9 protein-coding genes and 1 other annotated feature are annotated in these 18,840 nt (G+C 47.3%); of the genes, 7 read left to right on the top strand and 2 right to left on the bottom strand.

Annotated elements, in window-relative coordinates; translation table 11 throughout:
- Positions 1-39: 39 nt before the first annotated feature.
- From MHI27_RS24990 to MHI27_RS24975, 4 genes are all read left to right on the top strand, one after another.
- Positions 40-1,059: a LacI family DNA-binding transcriptional regulator gene (locus MHI27_RS24990; RefSeq protein ID WP_042191311.1), complete on the top strand. Its 1,020-nt coding sequence runs from the start codon at positions 40-42 to the stop codon at positions 1,057-1,059.
- A gap of 117 nt (positions 1,060-1,176) precedes the next feature.
- Positions 1,177-1,926 (top strand): alpha/beta hydrolase family protein, encoded by a 750-nt coding sequence (locus MHI27_RS24985; protein WP_042191309.1) that lies wholly within the window; start codon positions 1,177-1,179, stop codon positions 1,924-1,926.
- 44 nt (positions 1,927-1,970) lie between these two features.
- The gene (locus MHI27_RS24980) at positions 1,971-4,139 is read left to right on the top strand and encodes a glycoside hydrolase family 3 N-terminal domain-containing protein (protein WP_405174919.1); all 2,169 of its coding nucleotides are present in this window, start codon (positions 1,971-1,973) and stop codon (positions 4,137-4,139) included.
- Between the two features lie 47 nt (positions 4,140-4,186).
- The gene (locus MHI27_RS24975; RefSeq protein ID WP_405174918.1) at positions 4,187-7,531 is read left to right on the top strand and encodes a GH36-type glycosyl hydrolase domain-containing protein; all 3,345 of its coding nucleotides are present in this window, start codon (positions 4,187-4,189) and stop codon (positions 7,529-7,531) included.
- A 54-nt stretch (positions 7,532-7,585) separates the two neighbouring features.
- Here the strand turns inward: MHI27_RS24975 and MHI27_RS24970 are convergent, their stop codons facing one another.
- Positions 7,586-9,451 carry an arginine--tRNA ligase gene (locus MHI27_RS24970; protein WP_405174917.1) on the bottom strand — a complete coding sequence of 622 codons (1,866 nt, stop codon included), beginning with the start codon at positions 9,449-9,451 and terminating at the stop codon, positions 7,586-7,588.
- 40 nt (positions 9,452-9,491) lie between these two features.
- Positions 9,492-9,708: a binding site (T-box leader), on the bottom strand.
- 282 nt (positions 9,709-9,990) lie between these two features.
- On the opposite strand from MHI27_RS24970, the gene MHI27_RS24965 reads away from it, so the two are divergent.
- From MHI27_RS24965 to MHI27_RS24955, 3 genes are all read left to right on the top strand, one after another.
- Positions 9,991-10,350: a hypothetical protein gene (locus MHI27_RS24965; RefSeq protein WP_076300478.1), complete on the top strand. Its 360-nt coding sequence runs from the start codon at positions 9,991-9,993 to the stop codon at positions 10,348-10,350.
- Between the two features lie 14 nt (positions 10,351-10,364).
- The gene (locus tag MHI27_RS24960; protein WP_405174916.1) at positions 10,365-13,394 is read left to right on the top strand and encodes a beta strand repeat-containing protein; all 3,030 of its coding nucleotides are present in this window, start codon (positions 10,365-10,367) and stop codon (positions 13,392-13,394) included.
- A gap of 513 nt (positions 13,395-13,907) precedes the next feature.
- Positions 13,908-15,350, top strand: coding sequence for an exosporium glycoprotein BclB-related protein (locus MHI27_RS24955; RefSeq protein ID WP_405176791.1), 1,443 nt, complete (start codon positions 13,908-13,910; stop codon positions 15,348-15,350).
- Positions 15,351-15,448: 98 nt separating this feature from the next.
- Here MHI27_RS24955 and MHI27_RS24950 read toward each other — a convergent pair whose 3' ends face one another.
- Positions 15,449-18,793, bottom strand: a complete 3,345-nt coding sequence (locus MHI27_RS24950) for an SNF2 helicase associated domain-containing protein (protein WP_405174915.1) — start codon at positions 18,791-18,793, stop codon at positions 15,449-15,451.
- Between the last annotated feature and the right edge of the window lie 47 nt (positions 18,794-18,840).

Raw genomic sequence — 18,840 nt, 5'->3', positions numbered from 1 at the left:
TGCAGGGGAGCTCATTATAGGGGTGAAACAGGGGGAATTATGAATATCAAGGATATTGCAAGGCTATCAGGCGTTGGTATCGCCACGGTCTCCAGGGTAATTAATAACTCCGGTGTCGTAAGTGATGCAACCAGAGCTAAAGTAATGGCTGTTGTAAGAGAACATAATTACATTCCAAATGGAAATGCAAGCAATTTGAAAAAAACGCGTTCTAATACGATAGCGCTTATGGTTAAGGGAATTGCAAATCCGTTTTTTGCAGACATGATCAAAGAAGTAGAGCGTCAAGTGAATCTGCGCGGCTGCCCGCTTCTGATCCAGCATGTTGAAGATGGAGTGGATGAGATCAATGCTGCTCTTCAGCTTGTGAAGGAAAAGAATTTATACGGGGTAATCTTTATGGGTGGTACATATGACCATTCTGAAGAAAAATTCAAACAATTGCCGATCCCATTCGTTTTGACTACCATCACGACTACGAAGGATGTTGATCCTGCCGTATTCTCCAGTGTGATCATTGATGATATGCAAGAGTCTTATAAAGCTGTGAGCTATCTAATTTCACTCGGACACCGGAACATTTGCTTTTTGGCCAGATTTCCTTTGGTTCAGCATACTACCGGAAACCGTCGTCTTATGGGTTATATTAAGGCGCTTGAGGATCATGGGATTGAGTATGATGCTTCCTTGGTAGAGGATTGTGAATACAGTCCAAGTTCTGGTTTCACGGCTACGAAAAGACTGCTTAATAAGAAAAAAGATATCACCGCTGTATTTGCCGCATCAGATACCATCGCTATCGGAGCTGCCAAGGCTTTATTGTCTTTGGGTCTATCGATTCCAAATGATATTTCGATCATCGGATTTGACGGTATAGAGATGGCAGAATACTATCACCCATCGCTGGATACGATTAGCCAACCTGGGGTGGATATGGCGAAAGCCAGTGTTGAAATTCTGTTTGACCTGATTTCGGGACAATCGGAGAACAAACATGTGGTATTCGAGTCTGTTTTGGTAAAGCGGGGATCTTGTAAGAAGATTAATAAACAAGCATAAACGCCTTTGGCGTCCTTATAAGGACGGTAAGCGTTTGAGCGAGAAATAGAAGGATAATTTATAGCGTAAGCATATAATTTCTTATATTTTAAAAAAGGTTCCGTAAGGAGATGACATATGGCACTTCTAACCGTTGAGACTGGTTCTCCTACCTTAAGAATGACAACGTCCATCAGTATCATCTCCCCCGTTGATTCGGGCAATACCACCGGAGGAACGCTCTATCTGTTACATGGTGCTGGCGACAATGCTAGCACATGGTACAGGCTGACCACCATTGAGCAGTATGCTAACAAGTATGGCTGTACAGTCATAATGCCTCAGGTAGGAAGAAGCTATTATACAGATATGGAGTACGGACTGGATTACTTCCACTATGTTACGCAAGAGCTTCCTGAGCTTTGTGGCCGAATGATGAGGCTGGATGATGATCCGCAAAAGACGTATGTTGCCGGACTATCGATGGGCGGATATGGGGCACTAAAATGTGCACTTACCTATCCTGAGCGTTACAGCAAAGTAGTTTCCTTATCAGGCGTTACAGATATTCAGAAAAGATTGAAAGACCCGCAAATGTCTTCGGATATGGCGAGGGAGATGGCAGGCACTTTCGGAAAACGCTTACAAGTTAAGCCGGATCAAGATCTGTATGCTTTAGCGGCTAAATTGGTCGACGATAAACGTAAGCTGCCTTCAATTTTGACCTGCTGTGGCTCGGAAGATCCATTTGTGGAGATGAACCGGGAATTTGCTTCTCATATGCAAGCGAGTCCCTATACATTTCAATATGTTGAGACTCCGGGAACACATGAATGGAGATTCTGGGAGGAACATCTGAAGACAACTTTTGATTTCTTGTACAACTAAGAGCAATGAGCAATTGCAGAAAGAGATATTATGGAGGATTTGAGATGAAAGACCAGCAACTGACGTCCCTGTTGAACCAGATGACGCTTGAAGAGAAAATAGCACAATTGCAGCAGCTAGCTGCTAATTTCTATGAAGGAGCGGAAGAAGGAGGGCAAATCACTGGCCCTATGGCATCCATGGGGATTACGGATCACATGATTGAGAACAGTGGTTCAGTACTTGGACTTTCGGGCGCAGAGCAAGTCATTGCCGTCCAAGAAGCTCATTTACGTAAAAATAGATTGGGTATTCCACTGCTGATGATGGCGGATATCGTGCATGGCTTTAAGACGATTTTTCCGGTGCCACTGGCGATTGGTTGCTCTTGGGATATGGAACGGGCGGAGCTAAGCGCTGAGATTGCTGCTAAAGAAGCGGCAGTATCTGGTGTACACGTTACTTTTGCACCTATGGCGGACCTTGTTCGGGACCCGCGTTGGGGAAGAGTGATGGAGTCTACCGGCGAAGATCCTTATTTGAATGGTAGGTTTGCCCGTGCATTTGTACGTGGATTTCAAGGAAATGACTTGACTGGTGATGTAAGTCGTGTGGCGGCTTGCGTTAAGCACTTTGCAGCCTATGGTCTATCCGAAGGCGGACGGGATTATAATACGGTCGATTTATCAGAACGTCAGCTACGGGAATATTATCTGCCAGCCTATCGTGCAGCACTGGATGAGGGTGCAGAAATGGTTATGACTTCGTTCAACACGATTGATGGGATTCCAATAAGCGGAAACGTTAAGCTGCTTCGTCAGCTGCTGCGTGAGGAATGGGGCTTTGACGGCGTGTTGATCTCCGATTGGGGCGCGGTGAAGGAACTGATCCCGCATGGTGTCGCCGAGGATGAGGCTGAAGCAGCACTTAAAGCTATCAAAGCTAGCGTGGATATTGAGATGATGACAGAGTGTTATGTGCACCAATTGCCAGCTCTTGTAGCTGACGGGCAAGTGGATGAAAGTATCATTGATGAAGCCGTACTTCGTATTTTGAAATTGAAGCAAAGACTGGGCTTGTTTGAGAATCCGTTACGTGGGGCAGATATAGAGAAAGAGCGTGAGGTAATTTTCTGTGATGCTCACCGGACAGCAGCGAGAGATTTAGCGGTTAAATCCTGCGTTCTACTGAAGAATGATCAGGTTCTGCCGCTTGCGACAGAGCAGCGGATTGCGCTAATCGGACCGTTTGCTAATAACGGAGATATTCTTGGACCATGGTCCTGGTTGGGTTCAACACAAGAAGCTAGCCGTCTTGCTCCAGCTTTTGAAGCTCGTGCAGCTGCAGGTAAGGTTACCGTTGCAGAAGGCTCCGGGATTGAAAGCTTTACAGAAGAGCAATGGCTGGAGGCGAAAGCGGCAGCGCTGGAAGCCGATGTGATTGTGCTGGCGCTTGGAGAACATTCGGATATGAGCGGAGAAGCTGGAAGTCGTTCAGATATCCGCTTGCCGGAAGCGCAGCGTGAGCTTTTGCAACGTATGAAGACGCTGGGTAAGCCTGTTGTGGTGGTGTTGTTTAACGGACGCCCGCTGGATCTTAGTGGTGTGATCGAGAATGCGGATGCTATTCTGGAAGCCTGGTTCCCAGGAAGCGAGGGCGGTGCGGCGATTACCAGTCTACTGTATGGTGACGAGAATCCGTCAGGAAGATTAACGATGTCTTTCCCTGTATCTGTTGGGCAAATTCCGGTCTATTACAATCATTTCAACACTGGACGTCCTCTACATGCACCGGGTGCGGACAAGCGTTATGTCTCACAATATCTGGACATTCCTAATGAGCCGTTCCTGCCATTTGGCTTTGGTCTTAGTTATACGACATTTAGCTACAGTGAACCGATCCTTACCGGTGAAATAATGACGAAGGATCAGCCTATTAAAGTAACTGTTACGGTGACTAATACGGGTAATGTACAAGGTGAAGAGGTAGTGCAGCTCTATATCCGAGACATTTCAGGAGAAGTTGTTAGACCAATGAAGGAACTGAAAGATTTTGCTAAGATCAGCCTCTCCCCGGGAGAAAGCCAGGAAGTGAGCTTTACGCTTACAGAAGAACAGCTTCGTTACTATCATAGCGACTTAAGCTTTAGCAGTGATCCGGGACAATTCAAATTGTTTGTGGGTCCAAATAGCCAAGAGGTTAAAGAACGCGATTTTCGCTTAACATTAGCTTAAGTAGAATATATACGACACAGGCTGTCGTAATAGAGGAGTGCAAGAATATGACTACTAATATGAATTCTAACATCCATTTAAACGCTGGAGACTTATCATTCACTTTTACAAACAGCGGGGACTTGTTCCAAGTTCTCCATGAACGGACAATGATCAATCAATTGCTGCCTAATATCGTGGATGGCTCCTTATCCAACCTATATTTGCGCATTCATAGTAATGGAAGCATTCAAGCTGTTCCTTTGCTGGGCATTCATTCTTCAAGCACTGTACGTAAGGCTGGGAACCGCTTGGTTTGGGAAGGTACTGCGGAAAACATCGAGTATCAGGTTATTTTTACTCCGACGGCTCAAGGCGCTTGGTTCTGGGACGTGAAGCTTAAAGGGCAAGATGCAGATGTGGATCTCGTGTACGGACAAGATGTGGGTATTGCCGATATCGGTGCTGTTCGCAGTAATGAAGCCTATCTGTCACAGTATATTGACCACGCCGTATTCGAGGATCAGTCAAAGGGATATGTAGTATGTTCCAGACAGAATCAACCGCAAGGTGGCAAATTTCCATATCTACAACAGGGTGCAATCACTAAGGCAGCAAGCTTCTCAACAGATGGTTTCCAATTCTTTGGATTGTCTTATAAAGAGACCAATCAACCAGAAAGCCTGAGCCGTGAGCAATTAAGTAATGAAATCTATCAATATGAATTCGCTTATACTGCGCTGCAATCGGAGCGGTTGAAGCTGAGTGGGGAAGCCCAGTTTGTATTTTATGGATTGTTCAAGCAAGATCATCCAGAAGCGATTACCTCGTTAGAATTCACGAAGGATGTTGCTGCGGCTTGGGAAACGGTAAAAGAGTTGCCTTTAGTAGCTGAAGCACCGCTCGAACGTTCTTTCTTGACGAAAGAGCTGGGAGCACCACTAGCTGCAAATTCTCTGACGAGTGAAGAGATAGAAGCCTTGTTCCCGGTTCGCTATCAAGAGGAAAAAGAGGGAGACCAGCTTCTATCTTTCTTCACGGAAAATTATGAGCATGTTGTATTGAAAGAGAAGGAACTTAAGGTAGAGCGTCCTCATGGTCATATTCTAATGAGTGGGGATAATGCCCGACTTAACGATAAGGTAATCACTACGACTTCCTATATGTACGGAATATTTAACTCTCAAATCGTTATTGGCAATACCAATTTCAACAAGCTCATGACCAATGCCAGAAATGCACTTAACATTCCAAAGGCTTCGGGACAAAGAATCTATGTACAGTGGAATGGCGAATATCGCCTCTTGACCATGCCTTCATTGTTCGAGGTTGGTTTCAACTATGCCCGTTGGTATTACAGAACAGATGGCGAATGCTTTATTATTACGAACTACACTACTGCAGATTCTCCGGAGATATTCCTGAATGTGCGTACGGAAAGTGGAAAAGCTTATCGCTATCTAGTCACTAATCAAATCACTATGAACGTTAACGAATACGAGCTTCCATATCAATTCAAACAAGAAGAGGGAACCGTAACCTTCTCGGCTGATAGAAGTGCACTAAGTGCAGGAGAATATCCTGATCTGCAATATAAATTCCAGGTACAGGGGGCGGATTTCACTCTTCAAAATGAAGGTAGACTTGTCTCTCATGCTGACCAGTCAGATGCGCCGCTAGCTATTCTGGAACTGTCGGAGAGCAGTGAATGGACATTGAACATTCAAGGTCTTCTGGATGGTAAGGAGATTCAATCGAGCAGCCGTACAGCTGAAGAGGAGATTTCCGCATACCGCGAGTTCTACAGCGGGGTTATGAATGGCTTCCGTTTGACGTTAGGTGATGGGTCCGAAGGTGAATTGTTTAAGGTAAATGCTCTAGCTTGGTGGTATACACATAATATGCTCGTCCATTATTCAGTCCCTCACGGATTGGAACAATACGGCGGCGCTGCTTGGGGAACCCGTGACGTGTGTCAGGGACCAGTGGAATACTTCATGGCTACGCAAAAATACGATCAGGTTCGTGAAATATTGCTGACCCTGTATGCTCATCAATATGAAGATGATGGTAACTGGCCACAGTGGTTCATGTTTGATAAATATACGAAGATTCAGCAAGAGGAGAGCCATGGAGATATTATTGTATGGCCACTCAAAGTGCTTGGAGACTATTTGGCGGTAACGCAAGACTACAGTATTTTGCAAGCGACTGTGCCTTATACTCGTAAGCATAGCTTTGATTTTACAGAGGAAAAAGCGACGCTGCTGGATCATGCACGGAAGGAAGTTGCTTATATTAAGAATCACTTCCTGCATGACACGCATTTGTCTTCTTACGGTGATGGAGACTGGGATGATACACTCCAACCGGCTAATCCACAGCTGAAGCAGTACATGGTTAGCAGCTGGACAGTGGCGCTTACCTATCAGACATTGAATCAGTTCTCAGAAGTGCTTCATAAAGTTGATCCAGCAGGTTCGGAAGAGCTGAAAGCGATGGTGGAGGGAATCCGTGAGGATTTCAACACACATATGCTTCAATCTGAGGTAATTCCAGGCTTCTTGTATATGGAGGACCCAGAGCAAGTGAAGCTTATGGTACATCCAAGTGATACGGAAACAGGGATCCAATACCGTCTGCTGCCAATGACGCGCAGTATGATCAGTGAGCTGCTTACACCAGAACAAGCCGAAGCTCACTATGAAGTAATCCAAGATAAACTGTTCTGTCCAGATGGCGTTCGTTTGATGAACCGTCCAGCTCAATATGTTGGCGGCGTAAGCACCCATTTCAAACGTGCGGAGCAAGCTTCTAACTTTGGTCGGGAAATTGGACTTCAATATGTACATGCACACATCCGTTATGTAGAAGCTATGGCTAAGCTAGGGAAAACCGATCAGGTCTGGAATGGCCTAGCGGCGATCAATCCGATCGGAATCCGCGACGTGGTGCCAAACGCTGAACTACGTCAGGCTAACTCTTATTTCAGTAGCTCGGATGGTAAATTTAACACACGTTACGAGGCACAGGAGAATTTCGATAAACTGCGTAATGGTGACGTAGCGGTTAAAGGTGGCTGGAGAATCTATTCAAGCGGTCCTGGGATCTACATGAACCAGTTGATCTCGAATGCACTGGGGATCCGTACGGAAGGCGGAGATTTAATCGTCGATCCAATTCTGCCGGAGTCGCTGGACGGAATGCGCTTTAGCTTTGAATATGCAGGCACTAAGGTAGACTTTATTTATCACCTTACGGGCTCTGATAACAGTCGGATTACTGTTAACGGTACAGAAGTGCAAGCCGAAGGTACGCTTAATCGCTACCGTAGTGGTGGTATCCGTATCAAACGTGAGGACTTTGATCGTCTCTGCGTAGAAGCTGGAAATGTGATAGACATCTATAAGTAAGATAATAAAAGAAGGGCAATCTCCGCGATAAGCGTGGAGATTGCCCTTTTTGTACTACATACGGCTCGGTGTCGGTAACCCAAGTACTTCAAGTACATCCCCTAAAGTATCCTTAAATCTCGAAGTGAGCCAGAGGCGAAAGGCGATGGTAGCCCCCGCACCTTTTAAAATCGGACATATAGAATAGAAGTTATTGAAAAGTGTGGCTAAGGTATGCGCGTATGTGCAGAGTATATTCGGCGTCAATTCTATGCTGGCAGAATACAATGTCTCCTGCCAGAGGCTAAGCTGTCTCAGCAAAGCGAGCTCTGCTTTTTCCATTTCGAGTGGAAATTGAAGCTTTGAGGCATCTGTGCTGAATGGGATTGTAGATTTGCTCAAAACACTGCTGGCACGGGCATAGGTGTACATCAGATAAACCCCGGTATTACCGGATATTTCGGTAGCCTGTTTGAAATCAAACACGATTTCCGTTCCCAGGTTAAACCGCAGCAGATAATAACGAATAGCAGCAGCTGCAATAATATGGCTGGAAAGACCCTCTTTGTCGGAGCGCGAATGTTCTATATTCTGTTCCATAAGCTTTACTAAATCGCTCACCTTAACGCCGATTCCTTGGCGCCCGGACATGGCATAAGAAGATTTTCCTTCTGAAATATCTATCCCCAGCTCAGCAGCAGAGGCCGGACTAAGAGAAACAACGCCATAACTTACATGATGGAGCTTCTCAGCCTGCTCGTTATATCCTAGTGCTCCTAAAGCCTGCTTAACCATTTGTTGCGGATATTCCTGTCTATAATCGATCACGTTAATAACACGGTCGGCATGTCCATAAGGCTCATGGGTTCCAGTTAATCCTGTGGTCCATAAACCAGACGAGAATTCACTGTAGGTGAAATCTTTGGATAGTAGACCGAATTTCCAGAGATGATAAGCAATGTCTTTGGCTGTGTACGTCAAAATCCCATTCGAACGCACAAGCACCTTATCCATCTGATGATCCTCTGAATCCGCTCCACTGCTAACCTCTGTCCCTTGCTTTAGCACCCAGCAGCCCGCAAGTTTGCCTTCAGTCTCCTGTACAAAAACTGCCGTTTGCTTCAATAGCTCAGATGCGGCTGTCCAGAATCCCTCTTTTAAAATATTGCTCTCCCACACCAGCAGGTCATAGTGAATACCAAAACGCTTCATTTCCGCTACATGTTCTCTCACAATACGTTCAGCGACTAAGTTGCCCAGCCACGCCTCATTACCATCACCCTGTTCAAGGGCATGCAGCATATCCGTGCGCTTGTGAGTGATCTCTGGATTCCGTGCATATTCTTTGTTCACTTTGGCATATAGATCCCAGCAATAATCACCGAAACGTTGATGTTCCCCTTCTAAAGGTACATTTAATAAACCAACGACTGTATCTGCCAGCTGGTTGCCCAGATCATCCACATAGTTATGGACCTCTACGTTATGTCCGGTTCTTTTCATTATTCTGACCAGCGCATCGCCGATGCAAGCATTTCTCAGATGACCTACATGAGCAGCTTTATTTGGATTGATTGAAGTGTGCTCTATGATGACCTTTTCCCTTGTGTTGTCAGGCAGATTAAAGGAATGTTTAGCCCACACCTGCCAATTCATATACAAATTAATAAATCCAGGAGCAGCTACTTCGACTTTTTGTAAAAGACCCGTGTATCTCTCTTGTAATTTAATTTCTGCTTTTACTAACTCTGCTATGACGAGAGGGGATTTACGCAGGAGTTTGGCTAGCTGCATAGCAATATTGCAGGAATAATCACCATGCTCTAGATTAGCTGGCTGTTCGATCAGAATTGCAACATCGTTTGGGTAGGCAACTTCTAAGGTGTGGAATACTTTTTTTACACTTTGTTCAATGCTGTGTTTGATGATTTGACTTAACATTTTATACCCTCCTTTGAAAATACAAAAAAGCCCTCGTCTCAAAAGAGACGAGGGCTTTAGCGCTCGCGGTACCACTCTCGTTGCTAAACAGATGTTTAGCCACCTTACAGGATAACGGTCTTCAGCCGGGACTTCCTACTTAGGTTCAGAAGTCCATCTCACGGGTGCGCTTCATTAGGTGATCTGTACCGGCTTGCACTTACCCGGCTCGCTGTGGACTAGAACACGTTAACTACTCTCCCGTTCATCGATGCTTGAATAATTTTTATCAGTATAACGAATATTTCGAAAAAAGCAATAGGGTGTTACTCAGTAAAGTCTAGAAGATGCTTGAGTTTTAGATTGTCCGATTAGTAGATTACAAATTCAAAGAATAGAAGGTTGTCTTTTTTTCGAGTGGCAATTCCTTTGCTTAAATGTCCACACATTAACTTTAAATACAGAATATTACTATATAGAGCTATTAATTATGAACCATGTTACTAGTGTTGTAGTTTTTAATCTTTCAAACTGCTGGTGGAAGGGAGGAGTGAATAAAGATGGCTTTATTTTCTACTGGACCTATAGATAATAGTCCAATTCTGGGGATCAGACAGACGCAAATGGTAACGGTAAAAGTAGTTAATCGTGATTCTCTTAATTCTTATAATCTCGTCATTCAAGGCTTCTTACTAAATGGATCAAGAACAATGTATGTGAATGAAATGGTAAGTCTCGCACCTAACCAAGTTCTAACTAGGAACTATTTTGCTGATTTAGACGCATTTGAATTTGAGTTTGTAACATTAGAAGAAGTTGAAGCAGAGATAGGGATCTCAGTCTGGGGAAAACAGGCTTCGGGAGAATTGGTAGATTCTCATCGTATAGTAGCGTGGGAAAAACATACAGCAATAATTTAAAGGAGTGTTGAAAATTGAGTTATTTATCTACCGGGCCGATAGATAATACCATGGTGGGAGGTATACGACCTACTCAACATGTTACGATCAAAATCGATAACCGAAGCGACGTTATTTCTTCTACGGTTCTCGTCCAAGGATATTATATGGATGGGACAAGAACTTTATATGTTAGTGAGCTTGTTAACGTTATGCCTGATCAATTTATAACAAAGGACTATTATGCGGATTTTGATGCGTTTGAATTTATTTTTACGACTTTAAGCCTGGTAGATGATCCTATTCAAATTTCAGTCTGGGGAAAAAATAGTGTAGGTCAAATTGTGACTGCTCACCGACTTGTCCATGCTGAATTACTTGGAGCAACGGTAGGGGCAACTGGTGCTACAGGGGCAGATGGAGCGACAGGGGCAACGGGTGCGGATGGAGCAGATGGAGCGACAGGGGCAACCGGTGCGGATGGAGCAACGGGAGCCGCCGGAGCGACTGGTGCGACAGGGGCAGTCGGAGCAGACGGGGCGACTGGAGCCGACGGAGCGACTGGAGCAACTGGAGCCGACGGAGCGACTGGAGCAACAGGGGCAGACGGAGCGACTGGAGCAACAGGGGCAGACGGAGTGACAGGTGCAACGGGAGCCGATGGAGCGACAGGAGCAACGGGAGCAGATGGAGCGACAGGAGCAACGGGAGCCGATGGAGCGACAGGAGCAACAGGGGCAGACGGAGCGACAGGAGCAACGGGAGCGGACGGAGTGACAGGAGCAACAGGAGCCGACGGAGTGACAGGTGCAACGGGAGCCGATGGAGCGACAGGAGCAACGGGAGCCGATGGAGCGACTGGAGCAACAGGGGCTGACGGAGCGACTGGAGCAACGGGAGCCGATGGGGTGACTGGAGCGACGGGAGCAGATGGAGTGACTGGTGCAACCGGGGCAGATGGAGCGACTGGAGCAACGGGAACCGATGGAGTGACCGGAGCAACAGGAGCCGACGGAGTGACAGGAGCAACGGGAGCAGATGGAGCGACAGGAGCAACGGGAGCCGATGGAGCAACAGGGGCAACGGGAGCCGATGGAGTGACCGGAGCAACGGGAGCGGCTGGTGTAACTGGAGCAACAGGAGCCGACGGAGTGACCGGAGCAACGGGAGCCGACGGAGTGACAGGGGCAACGGGAGCAGTTGGAGCGACTGGAGCAACAGGAGCCGACGGAGTGACCGGAGCAACGGGAGCCGACGGAGTGACTGGAGCAACAGGGGCAACGGGAGCAGCTGGAGCGACTGGAGCAACAGGAGCCGACGGAGTGACAGGAGCAACGGGAGCCGACGGAGTGACTGGAGCAACAGGGGCAACGGGAGCCGATGGAGTGACTGGAGCAACAGGGGCAACGGGAGCCGATGGAGTGACTGGAGCAACAGGGGCAGCTGGAGTGACTGGGGCAACCGGAGCCGACGGAGTGACAGGAGCAACGGGAGCCGACGGAGTGACTGGAGCGACTGGAGCAACGGGAGCCGACGGAGTGACTGGAGCAACAGGGGCAGCTGGAGTGACTGGGGCAGCTGGAGTGACTGGAGCAACTGGAGCGGCAGGTGTAACTGGAGCAACGGGAGCCGACGGAGTGACTGGAGCAACAGGGGCAACGGGAGCCGATGGAGTGACTGGAGCAACAGGGGCAGCTGGAGTGACTGGGGCAACCGGAGCAGTTGGAGCGACTGGTGCAACAGGAGCCGACGGGGTGACTGGAGCGACGGGAGCGGCAGGTGTAACTGGTGCAACAGGAGCCGACGGGGTGACTGGAGCGACGGGAGCGGCAGGTGTAACTGGAGCAACAGGAGCGGCAGGTGTGACTGGAGCAACGGGAGCGGCTGGAGTGACCGGAGCAACAGGAGCCGATGGATTGACCGGAGCAACGGGAGCAGTTGGAGCGACTGGAGCAACGGGAGCCGACGGGGTGACTGGAGCAACAGGAGCGGCAGGTGTGACTGGAGCAACAGGGGTAGCTGGAGTGACTGGTGCAACAGGAGCCGACGGGGTGACTGGAGCGACGGGAGCGGCAGGTGTAACTGGAGCAACAGGAGCGGCAGGTGTGACTGGAGCAACAGGAGCGGCAGGTGTGACTGGAGCAACGGGAGCCGACGGAGTGACCGGAGCAACTGGAGCAGATGGAGTGACTGGAGCAACGGGAGCAGCTGGAGCGACTGGAGCAACGGGAGCGGACGGAGTGACAGGGGCAACAGGAGCAGCTGGAGTGACAGGGGCAACAGGAGCGGCAGGTGTGACTGGAGCAACAGGAGCGGCAGGTGTGACTGGAGCAACGGGAGCCGACGGAGTGACGGGAGCAACAGGGGCAGCTGGAGTGACTGGTGCAACGGGAGCCGATGGAGTGACTGGAGCAACCGGAGCAGCTGGAGCGACTGGAGCAACGGGGGCAGCTGGATTGACTGGAGCAACCGGAGCAGCTGGAGTAACTGGAGCAACGGGGGCAACTGGAGTAACTGGAGCAACTGGTGTAACGGGAGTAACAGGAATAACTGGTGTGACTGGAGCAACAGGGCCGAATATTCAAGCTGAGGGATTCTCAGCGTTCCTATCAGCTTTGTCAGTTTCTACTTCTTCCCAACTGACTGGATGGTCTGTGGCTTCTCCTTTCTATTCTGATCCTTCCTTTAACCCTGTTACGGGAAATTACACAGTTCCGACAACGGGTAGATATTCTATTGAAGCGACCATTAACTATTCCACAACTGCCTCAATCTCAATTAGTCTTGGTAGTGGGGTTAATCCAGCTTTCGTAGTTCAGAGAACTTCTCCTACTTCAACAAATCTGGTAAGTGGATTATTCCCTGTGTTGGATGTGAATGTTGCGCTTATTCTAGATTTGAGAGCTATTTTGGGAAGTGGGACTGTAACGCTGGTTGGAGAATTTGCACTAACAGCAGGTGATGTTATTGGTTTGTTCTATGTTTCTAATGGCTTGACGGTTCCTTTGAATCTGGGCGGTGCCAATACTTCGGGTATAGTTTGGTCTGTTCATGAATTGACGTAAATTTATCTCTGAGTTTGATTGTGAAAATAGAGGATGCTCAGTAGCCGTAAGGATGGCTTCCTGAGCTATCCTCTATTTTGTTAACGGGACAAGTTTTGGGCAGAACGGAATAATGCTCCTAAGAGTTACAAGCTATTGAATATTGATAGATTTATAGATTTTTCCAATAGCACTCAATATGTATAGTAGTAGCTTTTGATAGATGTCCACACATTAAAAAGAGAAAAGAATATTACTATTAAGAGCCGAAAATTTCCAACTGGAAAATATAATAGGCTCATTGTTAGCGAATTTAGAGTAGATCGGAGGAATGATTATAGTAACGCTACTATTTAGAATTTTTTGCAGGCAATCTATTTAAAAATAAAAGGAGTTGATAACTTGAGTTATTTATCTACTGGACCTATAGAAAACAATCTGGTAAGCGGTGAAAGACCCACTCAGCTTGTTACTATTAAACTTGTTAATCAGAGTGATGTCACTGCGTCGTTGATTCAAGTCGAAGGATATTATATGAACGGTGCAAGAACACTATATGTTAGTGAACTTCATACTGTGGGACCTAATGAAGTACTAACAAATGATTATTATGCAAATTTTGATTCATTCGAATTTTCATTTACAACACCAACTTTGATAGACGATCCAATTCAAGTCTCAGTTTGGGGAAAAAGCAGCACAGGTCAATTAGTGACTGCTCATCGGCTTGTCTACTCTGAATTGTATGGTGAAAATATAGGTTATTCAGGAGCCACCGGAGATACCGGAGCGACAGGAAGTACAGGTGCGACCGGAGCAGCAGGAAGCGCAGGAGTTACCGGAGCAACGGGAAGCGCAGGTGCAACAGGAGCAACGGGAAGTACAGGTGCGACCGGAGCAGCAGGAAGCGCTGGAGTTACCGGAGCGACAGGAAACGCAGGTGCGACTGGAGCAACAGGAAGCGCAGGTGTAACAGGAGCGACAGGAAGCGAAGGTGTAACTGGAGCAACAGGAAGCGCAGGTGTAACAGGAGCGACAGGAAGCGCAGGTGTAACTGGAGCAACAGGAAGCGTAGGTGTAACAGGAGCGACAGGAAGCGCAGGTGTAACTGGAGCAACAGGAAGTGCAGGCGTGACTGGAGCATCAGGAAGTGCAGGTGCGACTGGAGCAACAGGAAGCGCAGGTGTAACAGGAGCAACGGGAAGTGCAGGTGTAACTGGAGCAACAGGAAGCGCAGGTGTAACTGGAGCAACAGGAAGCGCAGGTGTAACTGGAGCGACAGGAAGCGCAGGTGTTACTGGAGCGACAGGAAGCGCAGGTGTTACTGGAGCGACAGGAAGCGCAGGTGTAACTGGAGCAACAGGAAGTGCAGGAGTGACCGGAGCAACAGGAAGTGCCGGCGCAACTGGAGCGACTGGAGTGACAGGAACAACCGGAGCAACGGGACCTACTGGTTCAGGTGCAATCATTCCTTATGCTTCTGGTCTTCCTGTAGCTATGACAACTGTATTAGGAGGCTTGCTGAATACTTCAAGTATCGTAGGATTCGGAAGTAGTGCGACGAATATTAGTGCTGCTGGCGGTACGATAGATCTCACCGGAGCGGCTGGAACCTTGCTGAACTTTGCATTCTCAGTTCCACGCACCGGAACAATTACCTCTTTGGCGGCCTATTTCAGCACAACAGCAGCGCTTAGTTTATTAGGTTCTACAGTAACAATCACTGCTCAATTATACAGTTCTTCTACCCCTAACAATACCTTTACTGCAGTCCCTGGTGCTGTAGTCACATTAAATCCTCCATTTACAGGTGTCCTTTCACTTGGCACAATTAGCAGTGGTATTACTACAGGCTTGAGCATTCCTGTAACCACTGGAGAGCGGTTGCTGTTGGTCTTCACTTCAACAGTATCGGCCGGAGTCGACGTTGCTACAACCATTGCAGGCTACGCTAGTGCAGGAGTTACAATCGCATAATCTGATGATGATTATGAGGTATTTACTACAGAAAAAGGGATATCCCAAAAGCCATTTGGCTGAAGGATATCCCTATTTTTCTCCAAACATCATTACACCTAGATCATCAGAATTTCTCGGATGTCTTGTTCTGTAAGGGTAGATAACCCTTCCTGACCTGGCTGGATCACTTCATCAATTAAGTTCCTTTTCTTCTGTTGTAGCTCATACATTTTGTCTTCCACAGTACCTTGGGTGACGAGCCGAATGACTTGAACTACTTTTTTCTGTCCGATTCGGTGAGCCCGATCTGCAGCTTGCTGTTCGACGGCAGGGTTCCACCATAGATCGTATAGAATGACAGTGTCTGCTCCTGTTAAGTTGAGTCCGGTTCCGCCAGCTTTTAAGGAGATCAGGAAAATATCCCGCTCTCCTTCATTAAATTGATTACATAAATCTACGCGCTGAGACACAGGCGTTTGACCGTCTAGGTAAAAATATGGAATACCTTGATAGCCGAGTTCACGTCCAATCAAACCGAGCATTTCTGTGAACTGGGAGAATACTAGCATTCGTTTACCTGAACTGCGGCATTCCTCTATGATTTCAAACAGCTGCTCGAACTTGGCAGAGCTTCCTTCATACCCATCCACAAATAGAGCCGGGTGACAGCATAGCTGGCGCAGACGAGTGAGACCAGCAAGGATTTTAATCCGATTATTATTACCGAAGCTATCCTGGGTCAGATGCTTAAGCGCCTCTTTTTTCAAACGGGCGAGATAAGCGACATATAACTTCTTCTGCTCAGGGAACAGCTCACAGGCTTGGAGTGATTCGATTTTCTCAGGCAATTCTTTTAACACATCACTCTTTAAGCGCCGCAGCAAAAAGGGACGTGCCCGTTTAGCGATAGTTTCCCTCGGCAAATCGTGAAAAGCCTTCTTACCTGGAAATAACCCGGGAAACACAGTGCCGAAGATGGACCATAGATCTTCTAGCGCATTCTCAACAGGAGTCCCAGTAAGTGCAAAACGATGCCGGGCTTGAACAGCCATAACTGCTTGAGCGGTCTGCGTCGTATGGTTCTTTATGGTTTGCGCTTCATCGAGAATCAGGGTATGAAAAGATTTCTTAGCATACAACTGAACATCTCTTCGAAGCAGCGGGTAAGAGGTGATAATTACATCCGCCTTCGCTGCATTTTTTAAAATTCGACTGCGTTCCGTTAAGCTTCCATCTGCAATAACGGCCTTAATCTCAGGCGTGAACTTTTTAAGCTCATTATGCCAATTGTAGGTGAGAGAGGCAGGAGCGACAATAAGAGCGGGCAGACCACTCTGACGAATATCCGGAAGCTCAGAGAGCAGAAAAGCGATACTCTGCAGCGTTTTGCCAAGACCCATATCATCCGCTAAAATTCCCCCAAAACGGTAATGGGCTAGCGTCTTCAGCCACTGAAATCCATACTGCTGATAATCCCGGAGCACAGGAGCCAGACTTTCTGGTATAGGGAAATCAAGGTTCTCAGGATTGTGCATATTCGCAAGTAATCGTTTAAAGGATCTGCTTAGCTTGACTGAGTCACTTTGAGAATCGGAAGAGGTTAAGTGTAACCCACGAACGACTGGTAAAGAAAATTGCGCACCTTTAATCTCACCTTCTCGAATGCCCATCTCGTTCATAAAGGTGATGATTTCTTGGAGCTCCTCGCTCTCCAGAGGTAGCAGTGCCCCTTCGGGCAATCGGTAGTATTTACGTTTATCCTGAAGTGATTTTAAGATCATCACAATCTCAGATTCTGGAATACCACCCATGTCGAATTTAAAATCAAGCCAGTCGGTTTTCTCATTCCAACTAATACTCACTTTTGGTGGCGTAGTTCCCGTGAATAGTCTTTCTTTGACAGCGGTGGTCGCATAGACCGTCAATAGTGGTTCAAGCAACGGAATCGTGTGGTATAAAAAATCGTACTCACCGTCCTCATCCGTCATAATATACCCGCCTTCGGTTTTGGCGAAGGATTCATGCTCCATCAGCTCCAGAATTCGGGCCTCTCCTTCACCGTCGCGTATAAGAATCAAGTCCGTACCGCGAACATGGGCTTTTTCATCCAAAGGATTGATGATAATGTCACCATACTGAAACTCTAGCCCGGCGAGCAGTCGATCTCTCACGCGGTCCAGATAGAGCCTCGCTATAAGCTTGTGTTGCACAATTCGATCAGCAATAGAGTCGGCGATATGCACGTTTCCCAGTTTTTTCAGACCAGGAATAACCTTGTCCATAAAAGGCTCCATTTGTTCGGGGGCAATATCGATGCCATCTCGACGAGAAGATTCCAGTATTTTCTTCATCTCAGATAGGCGCATGCATTCCTGAGCAGTTAGCTTCAACAGCTTACCTTCAGACAGCACGAGTCCGTAATCGTCCAGAACTGAGATCTGCTCCAGTCCTTGAATATCCAGATGGTAGCCTTCGCCTTCGGCTTGTTCGAACGCAAAGCTAAGGGGCGGTGCTTCATTAGACATATGAATGCCTTCGTACAACACCTCTTCTTGTTGCAGATATACCGACTGGACCTCTGAAAGTGCGGGCTGAAGCGTCTCCCAGAAAAAAGGAGGGATAGCCAGCAGGCGATCACCCCCTAGGTTGCCACCATATGGAGAGTAGTTAGTGACGTTATCGCGATACATTTTTTCATTTAAGACAATTTCAATTAGCTTCTGAAGAACGATGTTATCTTCCTTCCGAAAGCTGTGAATGGCAGGGTCATAGACGAAATGCTTCGAGAATTCGAAGGTTTCTCCACGATGTACACGTTCCAGAAAACCTCTTATTCTATGAACGACATATAGTCGTTTCGAGCCGATTTTCATTTCTATTCCAAGCATGGTAGTGCTATAGCTGTAAGTGAATGGCTTGCAGATGAACTCGACATTTAAAGGGATTCTATTATCTACAAAAGCCCCAGTACCGCTCGGACGCGGCTTATGGTTACTGAACATGCCTAGCAGGCTGCTCACAAGATGCTGGTCTCTGGACCTTCCTCCCATGTCTCGCGTAGAATCCGTAACATTACGTGGGGTTAAGACTCCAGTATCTTCAATAGTAGAATGGCTGGAAGTTCCGGTACAGTCTGGCCGTTCTCCAGCAGTTTCAAGGGCATCAATGCTGATCAGTACGGCTGCGATATGTTTGCAGAAAGGCCCTCCATGCGTGTAAGCAGGACAAGTACATTCTGCAGTGACATCACCGTCGATATCGATGACAACCATGACTTCGTAGCCAATGCCCCCTTGAACGAGCGCTTCATAACGAGAGCGGGGAAGATCTGGGATGGATTCATTACGTTCTTCAACATCTATTATATCGACGCTTCCAGACTGGTAATAAGCCAATCCTTTTTCAAAAATAGACTTGCCGCACAGCAGCTTAATTACCCGTTCTGTCACACTAAAGCCCATAACATAATTCCTTCCTCGTAACTTGTTCTTCGAAAAGTCCGACTATT

This window comes from Paenibacillus sp. FSL H8-0261 (genome assembly GCF_045040645.1).
GTDB lineage: Bacteria > Bacillota > Bacilli > Paenibacillales > Paenibacillaceae > Paenibacillus_AQ.
The sequence above is the reverse complement of the archived record's forward strand: the minus strand, read 5'-3'. Positions and strand labels throughout refer to the sequence as shown.